At 66.0% G+C, this 15,663-nt stretch carries 13 protein-coding genes; 5 read left to right on the top strand and 8 right to left on the bottom strand.

Translation table 11 applies throughout. From position 1 onward, the window contains the following. Positions 1 to 248: 248 nt before the first annotated feature. The 3 genes from GPA25_RS09250 to GPA25_RS09260 form a co-directional block, all read right to left on the bottom strand. Positions 249 to 1,595 carry an NYN domain-containing protein gene (locus GPA25_RS09250; RefSeq protein WP_169260085.1) on the bottom strand — a complete coding sequence of 449 codons (1,347 nt, stop codon included), beginning with the start codon at positions 1,593 to 1,595 and terminating at the stop codon, positions 249 to 251. A gap of 160 nt (positions 1,596 to 1,755) precedes the next feature. Continuing rightward, the gene (locus tag GPA25_RS09255; RefSeq protein ID WP_169260086.1) at positions 1,756 to 1,965 is read right to left on the bottom strand and encodes a hypothetical protein; all 210 of its coding nucleotides are present in this window, start codon (positions 1,963 to 1,965) and stop codon (positions 1,756 to 1,758) included. Between the two features lie 11 nt (positions 1,966 to 1,976). Beyond that, positions 1,977 to 2,945, bottom strand: coding sequence for a 2-hydroxyacid dehydrogenase (locus GPA25_RS09260; RefSeq protein WP_169260087.1), 969 nt, complete (start codon positions 2,943 to 2,945; stop codon positions 1,977 to 1,979). A 294-nt stretch (positions 2,946 to 3,239) separates the two neighbouring features. Between GPA25_RS09260 and GPA25_RS09265 the strand changes: the two genes are divergently transcribed. Together GPA25_RS09265 and GPA25_RS09270 are read left to right on the top strand one after the other, a co-directional pair. After that, a complete protein-coding gene (locus GPA25_RS09265) occupies positions 3,240 to 4,358 on the top strand; it encodes an NAD(P)/FAD-dependent oxidoreductase (protein ID WP_169260088.1) in 1,119 nt (372 codons plus the stop codon). Between the two features lie 174 nt (positions 4,359 to 4,532). After that, positions 4,533 to 5,357, top strand: a complete 825-nt coding sequence (locus tag GPA25_RS09270; RefSeq protein ID WP_169260089.1) for a hypothetical protein — start codon at positions 4,533 to 4,535, stop codon at positions 5,355 to 5,357. 33 nt (positions 5,358 to 5,390) lie between these two features. On the opposite strand, the gene GPA25_RS09275 is transcribed toward GPA25_RS09270, so the two are convergent. Next, a complete protein-coding gene (locus GPA25_RS09275) occupies positions 5,391 to 6,317 on the bottom strand; it encodes a LysR family transcriptional regulator (RefSeq protein ID WP_343034883.1) in 927 nt (308 codons plus the stop codon). 137 nt (positions 6,318 to 6,454) lie between these two features. On the opposite strand from GPA25_RS09275, the gene aspA reads away from it, so the two are divergent. From aspA to cuyB, 3 genes are all read left to right on the top strand, one after another. Further along, positions 6,455 to 7,873, top strand: coding sequence for an aspartate ammonia-lyase (gene aspA, locus GPA25_RS09280; RefSeq protein ID WP_169260090.1), 1,419 nt, complete (start codon positions 6,455 to 6,457; stop codon positions 7,871 to 7,873). 73 nt (positions 7,874 to 7,946) lie between these two features. Next, complete coding sequence (locus GPA25_RS09285; RefSeq protein ID WP_169260091.1) at positions 7,947 to 9,266, top strand: dicarboxylate/amino acid:cation symporter; 1,320 nt, start codon at positions 7,947 to 7,949, stop codon at positions 9,264 to 9,266. Positions 9,267 to 9,392: 126 nt separating this feature from the next. Further along, on the top strand, positions 9,393 to 10,853 hold the full coding sequence (gene cuyB, locus GPA25_RS09290; RefSeq protein ID WP_343034884.1) for a cysteate racemase: 1,461 nt from the start codon (positions 9,393 to 9,395) through the stop codon (positions 10,851 to 10,853). Between the two features lie 295 nt (positions 10,854 to 11,148). Here cuyB and GPA25_RS09295 read toward each other — a convergent pair whose 3' ends face one another. The 4 genes from GPA25_RS09295 to GPA25_RS09310 are packed head-to-tail and all read right to left on the bottom strand — an operon-like array spanning position 11,149 to position 15,500. After that, entirely contained in the window at positions 11,149 to 12,195 is a 1,047-nt protein-coding gene (locus GPA25_RS09295; protein ID WP_169260093.1) for a U32 family peptidase, read from the bottom strand. A 1-nt stretch (position 12,196) separates the two neighbouring features. Then, complete coding sequence (locus GPA25_RS09300; protein WP_169260094.1) at positions 12,197 to 13,099, bottom strand: hypothetical protein; 903 nt, start codon at positions 13,097 to 13,099, stop codon at positions 12,197 to 12,199. Beyond that, positions 13,096 to 13,785, bottom strand: a complete 690-nt coding sequence (qhpE, locus tag GPA25_RS09305) for a subtilisin-like serine protease QhpE (RefSeq protein ID WP_169260095.1) — start codon at positions 13,783 to 13,785, stop codon at positions 13,096 to 13,098. Before qhpE ends, GPA25_RS09300 begins: the two co-directional genes overlap by 4 nt. Continuing rightward, complete coding sequence (locus tag GPA25_RS09310) at positions 13,782 to 15,500, bottom strand: ABC transporter transmembrane domain-containing protein (protein WP_169260096.1); 1,719 nt, start codon at positions 15,498 to 15,500, stop codon at positions 13,782 to 13,784. Before GPA25_RS09310 ends, qhpE begins: the two co-directional genes overlap by 4 nt. Positions 15,501 to 15,663 lie beyond the last annotated feature (163 nt).

The following is a 15,663-nucleotide window of genomic DNA, read 5'->3' on the forward strand; positions in this document are numbered from 1 at the left end:
ACGCTTGCGTGGGCGCTGCGCGCCTTACCTGGCGAGCGCGTGCCGGCCGACGCGTCGGCCGCCAGCGGGACCGCCCCTGCCACTCCGCTGAAGATTGCCTGATTGACGCCGGCGATCATGCTGTTCCGCCACTGCGACTGTGCCTGCAGCAGCGGATGACGAGGGACAGACCCTCGAACGCGTTTTGTCCCGGCTGTTTGCGGTGGCGGCCTAGTCTTGCGTACGGCCTAGCCCCGCGAGGCTTCGTGCTAGGTCTGTTGCGTCTCGGTCTTGCGCGGTCGGCGGCTGCGCGGTGCAGATTTTTTTGCCGGCTTGGCCGGCGCTTCATCCTGCTCCGGCTGGATTGATGGCTCGGCCATCGCCCGGGCCTCGGGCATCGCGGCGACAGGCTCTGCCTGCGCCACGTCCGGCCTGGCGTTTTCGGGTTTTGCCGCCTGGGACTTACCGCGTCGCGTCCTGCGACCGTCCGGCTTGGCAGTTTCCGGGAGGCCCCCTCCCGCTTCGGTGATTGCCGCCTCCGGCATGGCGACCTCGGCCCTGACTGCTTCCGCTGTGACGGCTGCCGCCTCGGCCTTCTTCGGCGACGACTTGCGGCCACCGCGGCTCTTGCGGCGCGGCTCGTGGCGGGCACCCGTTTCGTCGGCCGTTGTCGCCTCGGGAGCGGCCTCCGCGACGATCGCCGACTTTTCGCTCGTTTGCGGGCGGGTGTCGATTACCTGCCCGGGGTGCACGGCCTCCGGCGCCTCGGCCCCGACCTCACCTGCGGCGGGCTTGCTGCTGCGATACACGTAGGCACCGGATTTTTCATCACGACCGAATTCGAGCAGACCGCGGGCCTGGGCTTCTTCGAGCAGGTTGCCGAAGGCGCGGAAGCCATAATAGGACTCGTTGAAGTCGGGCTTGCGACGCTTGATGGCCTCTTTGAGCATCGAAGCCCAGATGCGCACCCCGCTGTCACCGCGTTCCGACACCAGCGCATCGAAAGTCTCGACCGCCATTTCGATGGCCTTGGTCTTGCGTGCTTCGAGTTCGTCCTTGCGGCGCTTTTCCTCTTCGGGCGGACGCTTCGCGGCGGGCTGCGCTTCGCGGGTCTCGCGCTTGGCCGCGGTGCGCTGGATCTCGCGCACGAGGTCATCGTAGAAGATGAATTCGTCGCAGTTGGCGATCAGCAGGTCGGACGTCGACTGCTTGACGCCGACGCCGATGACTTGCTTGGCGTTCTCGCGCAGTTTGGAGACGAGGGGCGAGAAATCCGAGTCACCACTGATGATGACGAAGGTATTGACGTGCGATTTCGTGTAGCACAGATCGAGTGCATCGACGACGAGGCGGATGTCGGCGGAATTCTTGCCGGACTGGCGCACGTGCGGGATTTCGATCAGTTCGAAGTTGGCCTCGTGCATCGCGGCCTTAAAGCCCTTGTAGCGATCCCAGTCGCAGTAGGCCTTCTTGACGACGATGCTGCCCTTGAGCAGCAGGCGTTCGAGTACCGGCTTGATGTCGAATTTTTCGTATTTGGCGTCGCGCACGCCGAGGGCGACGTTTTCGAAGTCGCAGAACAAGGCCATGCTGACGTTATCGTGGGATGAAGCCATGGGGTTCTCCTGTGAGGTGTCGGGCCTGATCGCCACGCGGTACGAAAGGCGCACATGATAGCCATTCCTGTCGCACACGCGTGCTGTATTCCCCTGCTCGGCGTATGCGATTCATCGGGCGATCACGGCGCGCGCAGACCGCGTCGCACCGCGGCCGCCGTCATGTCTCCCCGTCATCGCGGATCAGCCGCCACGCAAGCCACATTCCCATGAATGCATTCGCGAGAGCAAGACTGGTGATCACGACAAGGCCCACCGAGCTGAGCGGATAGCTGCGAAGCGCCCATGCGAGCACCGATGACAGCAGGTTGAACACCAGCATTAGCCAGAACAGGGGATTGCGCGGCTGAAAGAGACGGGAGAGTTTCATAGGCAAGGAGCTCAGGCGACTTTGTCGGGGGGAGTGCGTCCGTCGAAGTACGCAGTCACGTTGTCGAGCACCCGCATACCCATACCAACACGGGTTTCGCGTGTTGCGCTGCCCAGATGCGGTAGCAGCACGACATTTTCCATGGTCAGCAGGGCCTCGCTGACGCGCGGTTCGGCTTCAAACACGTCGAGTCCTGCGCCGGCGATCGTGCCATTGTGCAGGGCGTCGATCAGCGCCTGCTCATCGATGACTTCACCGCGTGCAGTGTTGATCAGGAAGGCCTCGCGACGCATTGTCGCCAGCCGTTCTCCATTGATCAAATGATGTGTGGCCGCGCCACCGGGACAGTGCAGCGAGACGAAATCCGCCTGCGCGAGCACCTCCTCGACCGAATCGCACTGACGGGCGTCGAGCCCTGCAAGCTGCTCCGGTGCAAGCCGGCTGCGGTTGAAGAACACGATCTTCATGCCGAAGCCGTGCTGCGCGCGCATCGCGACCGCCTTGGCGATGCGCCCCATGCCGATGAGGCCGAGGGTCTTGCCGGTGACGCTGGTGCCGATCATGTGGGTCGGCCGCCAGCCGGTCCAGCTGCCGCTGCGCACTTCGCGCTCGCCCTCGCCCGCACGGCGGGCGGTCATCAGCATCAGGGTGATCGCGAGGTCGGCAGTGCAGTCGGTCAGCACGTCGGGGGTGTTGGTGACCGTGATGCCGCATGCCTTCGCCGCGTCGAGGTCGATGTGGCTGTAACCGACACCGTAATTCGCGAGGAGCTTTGCCCGTGGCGCCGTGCGGAGCACGCTGGCGTCGATGCGGTCGGACACGGTGGTCAGCAGCGCGTCACAGGACGCGAGCGCCTGCTGCATCTCCGGCGGGGTGAACGGGTGGTCGTCGTCGTTGAAAGACACGTCGAAGCGTTCCGCCAAGGCACGCTCGACTTCGGCAGGCCAGCGGCGGGTGACGATGAGTCGGGGTCGGGTCATGGTCTTTCCTGATCATTGTGGGGTGCCGGAGATCAGCACGGATGCTAAACCATCGGCACGCGCACGGCGCCCCATGATGTTACTGGCGTGCGGTGTCCGTGGTCGTGCCGCGAAAGCGAGCGACGTCCGTTTCAGACACCGGGGGATGATCAATTCTGGAATTCCGGAATCGTTCCGAATAAACGGCTCGCCGGCGTCGGGCGAGGTCATTTGCACGCACTCGCCGATCTGGTAAAACCCTGTCCCGGCGATGGCTTGCCGACCATCGCGATCAACAGCAAGGACGGAAAACGGATGGAGACAGTCGATTGCGCCGTCATCGGCGCAGGCGTCGTCGGACTGGCGTGCGCCCGTTCGCTCGCCGAGGCGGGCCGCGAAGTGACGGTGCTCGAAAGCGAAACAGCGTTCGGGACCGGCATCAGTTCGCGCAACAGCGAGGTGATCCACGCAGGCCTCTACTACCCGCCCGGCTCGCTGAAGGCGCGTCTGTGCGTCGAAGGGCGCAACGCGCTGTATGAGTACTGCGCTGACCGCGGCGTTGCGCACGCGCGCTGTGGCAAGCTGGTCGTCGCGGCGAAGCCCGACCAGGCCGACGCGCTGCAGGCGATCCGCTCCCGCGCCGAAGCGAACGGCGTGCAGGATCTTGCGCTGCTCGACCGTGCCCGGATCCGCGAACTCGAGCCGGCGCTCGACGCCCACGCCGCGCTGCTGTCGCCCTCGACCGGCATCGTCGACAGCCACGGCCTGATGCTGGCCTTGCTCGGCGACGCCGAACGACACGGCGCGCTGCTCGCCCTCGGCAGCCCGGTGATCGAAGGCCAGGCCGACGGCGACAGCGTCGTGCTGCACGTCGGCGGCGCGCAGGAGATGGAAATCCGCGCACGTTGGGTGATCAATGCGGCTGGCCTCGATGCCGTCGCTCTTGGCCGGCGCATCCGCGGCGCGGCGGCCGAAACCCTGCCGCAGGCGTGGTTCGCGCGGGGTGTGTATTTCACGCTCAGCGGCAAGGCGCCATTCTCGCGTCTGATCTACCCGATCCCCGAAGCGGGCGGCCTGGGCGTGCATCTGACGCTCGATCTCGGCGGACAGGCCAAGTTCGGCCCCGATGTCGAATGGATCGCCGCGCCCGACTATTACGTTGATCCGGCCCGCGCCGAACGCTTCTACACTGCGATCCGTTCGTGGTGGCCGCAGCTTGAGGACGGGCGACTGCTTCCCGGCTATGCCGGCGTGCGCCCGAAGATCGCCGGTCCCGGCATGCCGGACGCCGATTTCCGTATCGACGGGCCGATGCAGCATGGCACACCGGGGCTAATTCACCTGTTTGGCATCGAGTCGCCGGGACTGACAGCGGCGCTCGCGATCGGGGAGTATGTTGCGCGGATGGTCGCAGGCGCCCCGAAATCATCCTGAATGCAGAAAGATGAAGCTGGCACTGCCGCAATTTAACCGCTGCAGAGCGCCCGGCCGGCGCGCGCTCCCGAACCTTCCGATCCTCGCGGTGGTCTAATCACCACGGTCAGCACCTGACCGTGGCAATGCGCCGGCGACGCCTCAAGGCTGTCCGGCGTCGCGGGAGTCCGCGGCATGACCATCTTTCCTTCGATTTCGCCAATCAGCCTGTTCGGGCTCGGAGCGCTAAGTCCCGTCTCCGCCCCCCTGGCGACGACGCAAAGCAGCCTGTCGTTTCTTGGCGGCGGATCGACCATTGTCGAACTTTCAGGGCTGGGGCAGTTACTGTCGGCCGTCGCGACTTTCCAGAACCGCCTCGCCGTGCTGCAACCCGGCTCGACCGACAGCGGCATCGGCCGGAATTTCGGCACTGACTTTGGTAGTCTGGCCGCGGAAGCGCAAAGCTTCGTCGACACCTTCAACGGCCTTCAGGGCAGTGTGAACGGGCTGAGCGGAATTTTTGGCGGATTCGCCACGTCCTCATCGGTCACACAGTTGGCCCGCGATCTCAACGAGCGCATCGCAAGCGTCTTCGACAACGGAGATTCGTCGCTCACCACCTTGTCCGATCTCGGTATCGAATTCCAGCCGTCGCCGTTTCCCGGCTTCGTCGGCAGCCCGAGCATCGACATGACGGCAATGAAGGCCGCATTCGACGCGGACCCTGAAGGCAGTTTCGCGCTGCTCGCACGCGCGGTCGACGCGTTCGAGAAGCTTGCAGCCGACGTCACCGGCCCGGCTAACGGCATATCGTCGATCCTCGCCACCCAGATGCAGATCAGCGCGACACAGCTGTCGCTGAACCTGTTCGGCGACCAATCGGATGGTTCGCGCTCCGGCCTGCAGGGCATGACCGACCTCTTCGCCCTGGCCTCGCTCGGTGAAGGGCGAAACGAGACCCAGGCGCGCCTGCTGATCGCGATGAACGAATTCTCGCTGGTGTCATCGCTGCTGTCGTGACAACTCCGGTGCCCACCGGGCGATCCGCAGTCCCTAACCCGCGTCCCGGTTCGCACTGAGTAAAGCCCAGATCTTGTCGACCATGGGATTGCTGTTTTCCGCGGCGCGATGAAGCCGTACTTCCAGCGGGCAACTCCACTGCGACGGACCGGCCGGCACCAGCCGCCCTTCGGCGATTTCCCGGCCGACGCAACTCTCCGGCAGCCATCCGAGGCCGTGGCCCTCGACGATCATCGCCTTGAGCGCCTCCGACATGTGCGTATCGAACGAGCGGTCGAAATAGCAGCGTTCGTTCGCGCCCAGCAGGATCATCTCGACCACGTGCCCGAGATAAGTGCCTGACGAATAGGCGAGAAACGGCACCGCCGCCTCGACCCGCCCGGGCAGCTTGTAGCGGGGCCGGCCGTCGTCGCGCGGCGCCGAGAACGGCAGCATGCGATCGGTGGCGAGCGCGAGATGCGGAAAGCGGATCGGATCGAGCAGCACCGGCAACTGCGGATGGTGGTAGACGATGAGCAGGTCGGTCGCGCCTTCGATCAGCGCGCTGGCCCCTTCCGGCACGTTGACGGCGCCGACGCGGGCGACGACGTTCCCCAGCGCTTCCTTCAGGCGGCCCAGCCAGCGCGGGAAGAAGGTCAGCGACAACGTGTGGGCGACGGAAAAGCGCACGGTGTCGACGTTGCTGGGCGACTGACCGCGCAGCACGGTGCGCATGTCGTAGGTGCGCCGCAGGATATCGGCGGCGAAACCGCGGAAGATCCGGCCGGCCGCCGTCAGGTGCACGCCTTGTGCCCGGCGGTCGATCAGTTCGACGCCAAGCCAGTCTTCCAGCGCCTGGATGTGGCGGCTGAAAGTGGGCTGCGACACATTGCGCCGCTCCGCCGCGCGCGAGAACGCCCGCGCGTCGGTCAGCGTCAGAAAATCCTCGATCCATTTTATTTGCATGTTCCACCCCGCCACCGGGCACCGGCAGAGAAATCCCGCCTGCCGCCCCTATTCGGCTTTCTTGGGCATGTTATGCGTTTTTTGCATGGCGCGACACGGAATCGCACGGCGCTCCGTAGCATTCATGCGTCGCAACCCCCACTGGAAGAAAAATGTCCCTGAAAGCCGAACGCATCGAACACGACCTCCTTGGCGACCGCACTCTGCCCGCCGACTCCTATTACGGCGTGCACACCCTTCGTGCCGTCGAGAATTTTCCGATTACCGGCACCCCGATTTCGATCTACCCCGACCTCGTCGGCGCGCTCGCCGCGATCAAGCAGGCCGCCGCGCTGGCCAACAGCGAACTCGGGCTCCTCGACCACGAGCGGGCCGACGCGATCATCCGCGCCTGCGAGGAAATCCGCGGCGGCGCGCTGCACGAGCATTTCGTCGTCGATGTGATCCAGGGCGGCGCCGGCACCTCGACCAACATGAATGCCAACGAAGTGATCGCCAACCGCGCGCTGGAACTGCTCGGCTACCGCAAAGGCGACTACGCCCGCCTGCATCCGAACGAGCACGTCAACATGAGCCAGAGCACCAACGACGTGTATCCGACGGCGCTGAAGCTGGCCGGCCACCAGGGCATCGTCGAGCTGATCGAGGCGATGGAAGTGCTGCGCAGCGCCTTCCACGACAAGGCGGTCGAGTTCGCCGACGTGCTGAAGATGGGCCGCACGCAGCTGCAGGATGCGGTGCCGATGACGGTCGGACAGGAGTTCTCGACTTACGTCGTGATGCTCGGCGAAGACATCGACCGGCTCAAGGAAGCGGTGCTGCTGATCCGCGAAATCAACCTCGGCGCCACCGCCATCGGCACGGGCATCAACGCTCACCCGGACTATGCCGGCCTGGTTTGCCGGCATCTGGCCGAGATCAGCGGGATTCCCGTGCTGACCTCCCCCAATCTGGTCGAAGCGACGCAGGACTGCGGCAGCTTCGTGCAGCTGTCGGGCGTGCTGAAGCGCGTCGCCGTGAAGCTGTCGAAGGTCTGCAACGACCTACGCCTGCTGTCGTCCGGTCCGCGTGCCGGCTTCGGCGAGATCAACCTGCCGCCGATGCAGGCCGGCTCGTCGATCATGCCGGGCAAGGTGAATCCGGTGATCCCGGAAGTGGTGAACCAGATCGCCTTCGAAGTCATCGGCAACGACCTCACGATCTCCTTCGCCGCCGAAGCGGGGCAACTGCAGCTCAACGCCTTCGAGCCGATCATCGCGCACAGCCTGTTCAAGAGCGTCACGCACCTGCGCGCGGGCTGCCTGACGCTGGCCGAGCGTTGCGTCAAGGGCATCACGGTGAACCGCGAATTCCTGCGCCGCAGCGTCGAGAACTCGATCGGCCTCGTCACGGCGCTCAATCCCTACATCGGCTACGCCAACGCGACCGAGATCGCGCAGGAAGCGCTGGTCGGCGGCCACAGCGTGTATGGACTCGTGCTGAACAGGGGCCTGCTGACGAAAGCGCAGCTCGACGAAATCCTCAAGCCCGAGGTGCTGACGCAACCCCGCGCGCTGGTCGGACTGCAGTGACAGGGCGCTGACGCGCTGACGTGAAAAGCGCGCGCAAATAACTCCAAAGAAGTTCGTGTCGAGGAGACTCAAATTGAAACTGAATAAACTCACCACCTGGATCTTCATCGCCCTCGTGCTCGGCATCGTCGTCGGCTACGTGTGCAACACGACGGCGCCCGATGCCGCGGCGGCGAAGGAAACGGCCAGTTATTTCTCCGCCCTGGCGGATATCTTCCTGCGCATGGTCAAGATGATCATCGCGCCGCTGGTGTTCGCGACGCTGGTGTCGGGCATCGCCAGCCTCGGCGACACCAAGGCCGTCGGCCGCATCGGCCTGAAGGCGATGGGCTGGTTCGTCACGGCGTCGTTCGTCTCGCTGGTGCTCGGGCTGCTGTGGGCCAACCTGCTGCAACCCGGACACAGCCTGAACCTGCCGCTGCCCGACGCGGGTGCCGTGACGAACCTGAAGACGGCATCGCTGAACTTCAAGGACTTCATCGTCAATGTGTTTCCGAAGAGCGTCTTCGATGCGATGGCGACGAATTCGGTGCTGCAAATCGTCATCTTCTCGCTGTTCTTCGGCTTCGCGCTCAGTTCGCTGAAGGACGCGACCGGCAAGGCGATGGTGTGCACGATCGAAGAGCTGGTGCACGTGATGATCAGGATCACCGACTACGTGATGCTGTTCGCCCCGATCGGCGTCTTCGCCGCGGTGGCGGCCGCGATCACGGTACAGGGCCTGGGCGTGCTGTCGACCTATGCGACGCTGATCGGCAGCTTCTACCTCGGCCTGGCCTCGCTGTGGCTGGTGCTGATCGGTGTCGGCTACTTCATCCTGAAGGGTCGCGTGTTCACGCTGCTCGGGCTGGTCAAGGAACCGACCGTGATCGCCTTCTCGACGGCGAGCAGCGAGGCGGCCTATCCGAAGACGATGGAGCAGCTCGAGAAGTTCGGCGTCAAGGACGAGGTGACCGGCTTCGTGCTGCCGATGGGCTACGCGTTCAACCTCGACGGATCGATGATGTACCAGGCGTTCGCGATGATCTTCATCGCCCAGGTCTATGGCATCGAGATGTCCTTCATGACGCAGGTGTCGATGCTGCTGGTGCTGATGGTAAGCAGCAAGGGCATGGCCGGCGTGTCGCGCGCCTCACTGGTCGTCGTCGCCGCGACGCTGCCGATGTTCAATCTGCCGGAGGCGGGCCTGCTGCTGATCATGGGGATCGACGTCTTCCTCGACATGGGCCGCACCGCCACCAACGTCATCGGCAACAGCCTGGCGACCGCGGTGATCGCGAAGTGGGAAGGGAAACTCGGGCCGACCGTCGCCGATGAGGACGAGCTCGACGACCTGGTTCCGGAACCCGCGCTGCCCGCGACGGCGACCGCTGCCGAAGCCATGCGGGCCTGATCCGGCTTCGGCATCGACGGCGCCCCGCGAGTCCGCATGGGTTCGCGGGGCGTTTTCCTTCATTCCGTCCGGATCGCCGTCCGTCGCAGCCCGCGATCGCGGCATTCCGATTCACAGGAGAACCAAGTGCAAAACACTAGCAGCCCGCGCCGCTTCGGCATCGTTGGCGGTCTCGGCGCGCTCGGCGCCGCCGATGTCTTCTTCAAGCTGGTCAAGGCGCTGCCGGCACGCAGCGGACAGCAGCAGCCGGAACTCATCTTCGAACAACATCCATTCCGTGAGGAGGACAAGCCCGGCGAGAAAACGGCGTCGCAGAACGGACGCAAACTCTATGTCTTCGACATGATCCGGCAGTTCGAGTCGCGCAAGGTCGATGCGGTCGTGCTGCCCTGCTTCATCAGCCACACCTTCCTCGACGAACTGCAAGCCGAGATCCGGCTGCCGATCGTCGACCTCATGGAGGCGCTGCACTGTCATATCTCGCACCGGCATGCCGGCGTCCGGAGGCTCGGCATCCTGACCTCGGACCACGTCCGCGCGAAGGGCCTGTTCGAGCGCCATTTTACCGCTGCGGAATGGGATCTTTGCTACCCGCACACGGCCATCCAGCGCGACTGCGTGATGCCGGCCATTTATGGCCCGGACGGAATCAAGGCGGGACACCTGCAAGGCCGGTCGGTCGAGCGGCTGGCCAAGGCGTGCATGGACCTGCTGGAACAAGGCGCGGAATTGATCGTTCCCGGTTTCGCCGAGGTTCCCATCGTCATCGACGCGCTGCGCGAGCGCGGCATTCCGATCCTCGACGCGAACCGGATCTACGCCCGCCATGCCGTCTCCCACGAGGCGGCGGCGAAGGCACGACCGTTCAAGGTGGGCGTGGTGGGCGGCGTCGGGCCCGCGGCGACGGTCGATTTCGTCGCCAAGATCGTGCGCAACACCGCTGCGCGACGGGACCAGGAACACGTCAAGCTGGTGGTCGAACAGAATCCGCAAATCCCCGACCGCACCGAAAATCTGCTCGGCGACGGTCCCGATCCGACCATCGCACTTTATTCGACGTGCAAGAAGCTCGAAGCCGCGGACGCGGACATCATCGCGATTCCGTGCAACACCGCCCATGCCTTCGTCGAGCGCATCCAGCCCTACCTCTCGATTCCCGTCGTGCACATGCTGTTCGAGACGGTCGAACATATCCGGAAGTACCTTCCGGATCGCCGGCGCATCGGCCTGCTGGCCACCAGCGGGACGGTCAGGAGTGGCGTCTACCACGACGTCGCGACGAAGGCGGGTTTTGAATTGCTGGTCCCGGACGAGGAGCACCAGAACCTGGTGATGTCTGCCATCTATGGGGCGCAAGGCGTAAAGGCCGGCTTCACCGAAGGGGCGTGCCTGGACGAGCTGTTACGCGCGCTCGCGTCGCTGGCCCGGCGTGGCGCGGAAGTCGTCATCCTCGGATGTACGGAACTCCCCCTTCTGCTGAAACAGGACGATGCGTTTCCGGCCGGCGGACGAACCGTCGTCATCCTCGACCCGACCGAAATTCTCGCAAAGAAATGCGTGAGCCTCCGCGACCGGGCCAACGCTTGACGCTTGGACGAAGCGACCGGCGTCATCGCCTGACCGCATGATGCTGCAATGCACCATGCCATTGGATTTTTTTAGCAGCTCCAATCGGCCTATTTTAGAGGCTTATTTGAATATCTTATCGCAACATAAGAATATTTGAAGCGATTATTGTTGCGTCGCACAAGGCTCTTGATTATGATTTGAACCGTCTCCTCCACCCTCCTCCTTTGGTGTGGATTTAAGCCCGGGCATCTTCGATGCCCGGGCTCTTTCTTTTTGCGCGTCCGACACCGCGATCCGGACCCATGTCCGGGTACTACGCCGGGACTTCGACCTTCGCCTCGACCTCCCCGACAACCGCCCGGCTCCGCACCTCCGGGTAGTAGCACATGTACCCGCTCGCACAATGCCCCGGCGCGCCGCGCAGGCCGACGGCGAATTCGCGGACTTTCTCCTCCGACTCGCCCGCCTCGATGCGGCGCAGCACCTGGGCGACGAGTTCGACGCTCTTGATCTTGCGTTCGCTGGCGCCTTCGCGGCCGGCGATCTTGACGGAGTGGACGCCCGCAGCGTGCATTGCAGGCATCGCGCAAGTGCCACAGGGCCCCCACGGGTAGCCGTTGGGGGCGACGGAGAAGCCGTTGCCGAAGCGGTACCAAAGCCAGCGTTTGTAGTCGAGGTCGTTCTGTTCGAGGCGGCGCAGCGCGCGTTCGTGAGGCTGACCACCGCCGGCGGACTGGTACTCGAACTGGTAGTTGTCGATGCAGATCGGCCCGCCCTTGTTCATCGGCAGGTGCACCGTGTGGCAGGTTCCCTCCTCGAACACGCAGCCGTCGTTGAGGACGAAGGCCTCGATTTCGAGCTCCGGGAGTTCGGTCGTGATCGCGGAAATTTCAGCGACGGTGACGTCGCGCGGCAGGATGATGCGGCTCGCGCCGAGCCCGGCGAAGAAGCGCGCGGATTCGACGTTGCGGCAGGTCGCGACCGAGCTGACGTGGATCGCGAGGTCCGGCACGTTGGCGGCGAGCGACGCGATCAGCGAGATGTCGGCGACGATCGCGGCGTTGCCGCCGATGCTGCGGAAGCGCGCGCCGATTTCGGTGAGCGCGTCGAGATGTTGCTCGCCGTATTGCTGCGCGTTGAGGACCAGGAAGACGTCGGCGTCGAGCGCGTGGGCTTTCTCGACGACGCGTTCGAGGTCGGCGTAGCCGTTGAGATTGCCGAACACGCGACGATTGACGCCGGAGGTGTTGAAGCGCTGGATCCAGTCCGGCGGGACGACGCCACAGTAAAGTTCGCGGGCGCCGGCGCGCACCAGCGGCTCGACTTCGGCAGGGGTGCTGATGGGGGCTGTTATCTTCATCTCAGGCTCCGGAGAGGACGATGCGGCTGACCCAGCCGTTCGCGACGGCTTCGGCGACCGCCGTGGCCATGCCCGCGGCGTGGCGGTAATACATCGTGTTGCCGCGCTGCGAGGTGTGGAGTTCATGGGTGCCGGGGCGTGCGCCGACTTCGGAGAAGCCGAGGCATTCACGGCGGCATTTGTGGCCGGGCGAGAACTTCTCCGGGGTGTCGAGCGACAGCGACCCGAGCTTGCAGATGCGTCCCTTGGCGATGTAGCCGTAGGGCGCACGCACCCCGACCGGAAAGTCGATGCCGGCGTACATGTCGGCGGCACCGAAGGGCGGGAAATCGAGCTCCAGGCGGCCAATGCCGAGGCCGTCGAGGATCTCGCGGAACGGCCCGGCACGCAGGCCGTTCGGGTACATGCGCGCCCAGGTGGCCGACGGCAGACGCGGGTCCTTGAGCATCTTGCCGAGAAGCCGCCCGGCAACCGGGCGCAGGTCGGGAAACTCGCGCTGCACAAGGCGCGCGACGCCCCAGTCGTTGATGGTGACCTCGGAACCGGCCGGCAGACGCGCGAGCGCCGCGCGCAGCGGTTCGAAGAGACCGTCGCAGGCGATCGGCGTGACGAGGCCGAAGGTCAGGCCCCAGCGCTCGCACAGCGCGACAGCGCGGTCGATCGATTCGACGCTCGGCAGCAGGTGTTCGCAAAATTCGCTACCGAGGAAGAAGTGCGTCGGTTCGGCGTTCTCGGGCAGCGAGACGCAGTCACGTGCGTCACCCAGCTGGTCGAGGTAGTCGTCGCGCGTGAGGCGATCGTGCCGCGCGAAGGCGGCAAGCTCGCGCTCATCGACGAGGGCGAAGCCGAGTTCGATCGGGCCAGGGGGGGCTGGGAGGGTCGGGGTGCTCTGTGGGATGGTCATGAATCGATCTCCGCGATTCTTCTGTTTTCGCGCCCGCGCCAGGTGGCGAAGGTCGCGAGGTGGTCGGCGAGCCCAGCAAGGCCCACCTCGGGGTAATTCACGACAAATTTCGCGACGATGCCGGTGAAGCGCGCGGTGGCCAGGCTGGCGCCCCCGCGGGCACCGCCGGGCGCGTCGGGACAGGTGCCCCAGGCGGCGCCCGCAGGGGCATCGAGCACCGACCACTGGCCGGGGCGGCAGCGCGCATCGCCGCTGACCGCGAACACGCCAGGGTAGCTCGCCGGGTACACCGGTGCGCCGCGTGCCGGGGCTGCGGCGACAAGCACGACGCCCTGCCCGACCGTACGCGCGCAGGCTTCACGCAGTACGCTGCGATCCTCCGCGAGGCCGAGGCTCAGATTGACGATGCGCGCACCTTCGGCGACGCACCAGTCGATCGCTTCGGCGACGAGCCGGGGCGTGGGCGGGCGCGTCGTCGTGGCGATGCGGGCGTCGATCAGCCGGACCGACGGCGCGGCGCCGAGAACCAGCGCGGCGACGCATTCGCCGTGCGGCAGCGCCCGCCCGCACGGCACCTCCCGGCGCACCGCGCCATCGTCGCCGGCGACAAACTGCGCGGCGGCGTGCAGCGACGCGCGCGGCACGCGCTCGAAGCCGCCATCGACGACGCCGACCGTCACGCTCATACGACCCTCAGCAGCGGTGCCACCGCTCGGACCGGCGACTGCACGAGCAGGCCGCCGTCGCGCAGTTCGACGACGCGATCGACGTCGCCAACCGAGGCGAGGTTGTGCGTGATGACGATGCGCGTGCGGCCGGCAAAGACGCGATCGACCGCTGCCACGATCGCTTGCGCGACCGGCAGGTCGAGGCCGGAAGTCGTCTCGTCGAGAATCAGCACCGCCGGGTCCTGCAGGATCGCGCGCGCGAGCGCGATGCGCAGGCGCTCGCCGCGCGACAGCGCCGAGGCCGACGCGCCAACCGGCTTGTCGAGGCCGCCGGCGTGGGCGAAGTTGGCAAGGCCGGCGAGCGACAGCGCGCGCAGCAGCGCCACATCGTCGGCATCCGGGGCGACGAAGCGCAGGTTGTCGCGCACGCTGCCGGGCATCAGCACCGGATCCTGATCGACAACGACGACCTGCCGGCGCAGTTCCGCGAGCTCGAGCAGATCGAGCCGCAGGCCATCCAGCAGAATGCGGCCCGCGGCCGGATCGTAATGGCGCTGCAGCAGGTCGATCAGCGTCGATTTGCCGACGCCCGACGCGCCGACCAGCGCGAACTTGGCTCCGGCGACAATGTCGAGCGACGCGCCATCGAGCACCACCGCGTCGCCATACCCGAACGTGACCGCGTCGAGGCGGATGCCACCGCGCACCGGCTGCGCGAGTGCCAGCGGATGCGCCGGCGACGTAACCGTCGGCCGTTCGGCGGCAATCTCGCGGATGCGCTCGAGACTCACCTTCGCGCGCTGCCAGCCCATGAAGACGCCGGCCGCAGTCTGCAGGGGACCCGCGGCGCGCGTCGTATAGGCGATGAAGGCGACGACGACACCGACCGACAGCTCGCCCGCCGCCGCCATCGAGCCGCCGACGGCGAACACCAGCAGCACGCCCAGCCCCGACAGGATGCGCTGCACGCCGCCGGCGCCGAGCGACGCGAGCTGCGAGCGGCGCAGCGCCGCGAAATAGTCGCCGTGATGCGCGCGCAGCCCGGCTTCCTGCCGCGGTGCGGCGTTCGTCGCCTGGATGAACTTCATCGCCCGCAGCGACTCGACGAAAAAGCTCGACATCGCCGCACTCTGCTGGCGCACCGCGTGCGTGCTGCGTTCCAGCCACGGCCGCGACAGCAGCAACGCGGCGACGTGCAGCGGCACCAGTGCGAACACCAGCGCGGTCAGCAGCGGACTCAAGGACAGCATCAGCACAAGCGCAACGACGAGCGAAAACACCGCGTTGAGCAGCCCCATCGGCGCATCGATCGCGAAGCGCTGCACCTCGGCAACGTCGCCATCGAGCCGCGACAGGATCTCGCCGCCGCGGGTGCGTGCGTAATAGGTCGGCGCGAGCGTCTGCAGGTGGCGATAAACCTGCTCGCGCAAGCCGAACAGCACATGCGCGGAAAGCTTCAGGTAGGCAAGCCGCGAAACGGCCTCGACCACGACGCCGGCGACGAGCAGCACGAGGAAGGCGCCGCAAAGCTGCAGCACTACGTCCCCTCGCCCGCCGACGATGCCGTCGTCGACGAGGCGCTGGGTCAGGTAAGGCGGCAGCAGCGCGGCGGCCGACGCAAGGAAGGAAAGCGCGACGATGCCCCCCACCGCCCCGCCGCGCTCGCGCACCATCGGCCACGCCCAAGCGAGCGCCTGCAGCGGCAACCGACGGTCTTCCCGCAGCGCGATCACCGCCCTGCCCTCCGAGTCTGCCGTGCCGACCGACCAATAGCGGCATACGGCCTCAGCCCCGCACGCGGCAGCCCCCGGCGGGAGGTATTTCGTGCCGAGGCGTCCACCATGCGTTCAACGAGGCGCGGAATACCTCCCGACGGGGGCGGGTTTTCACCCCGCA

This window comes from Aromatoleum diolicum (genome assembly GCF_012910955.1).
Lineage (GTDB): Bacteria > Pseudomonadota > Gammaproteobacteria > Burkholderiales > Rhodocyclaceae > Aromatoleum > Aromatoleum diolicum.

Bases quoted from the DNA above. Each gene is read 5' to 3' on its own strand.
- GPA25_RS09250 (WP_169260085.1), bottom strand. From the start codon at position 1,595: ATGGCTTCATCCCACGATAACGTCAGCATGGCCTTGTTCTGCGACTTC.
- GPA25_RS09255 (WP_169260086.1), bottom strand. From the start codon at position 1,965: ATGAAACTCTCCCGTCTCTTTCAGCCGCGCAATCCCCTGTTCTGGCTA.
- GPA25_RS09260 (WP_169260087.1), bottom strand. From the start codon at position 2,945: ATGACCCGACCCCGACTCATCGTCACCCGCCGCTGGCCTGCCGAAGTC.
- GPA25_RS09265 (WP_169260088.1), top strand. From the start codon at position 3,240: ATGGAGACAGTCGATTGCGCCGTCATCGGCGCAGGCGTCGTCGGACTG.
- GPA25_RS09270 (WP_169260089.1), top strand. From the start codon at position 4,533: ATGACCATCTTTCCTTCGATTTCGCCAATCAGCCTGTTCGGGCTCGGA.
- aspA (WP_169260090.1), top strand. From the start codon at position 6,455: ATGTCCCTGAAAGCCGAACGCATCGAACACGACCTCCTTGGCGACCGC.
- GPA25_RS09295 (WP_169260093.1), bottom strand. From the start codon at position 12,195: ATGAAGATAACAGCCCCCATCAGCACCCCTGCCGAAGTCGAGCCGCTG.
- GPA25_RS09300 (WP_169260094.1), bottom strand. From the start codon at position 13,099: ATGACCATCCCACAGAGCACCCCGACCCTCCCAGCCCCCCCTGGCCCG.
- qhpE (WP_169260095.1), bottom strand. From the start codon at position 13,785: ATGAGCGTGACGGTCGGCGTCGTCGATGGCGGCTTCGAGCGCGTGCCG.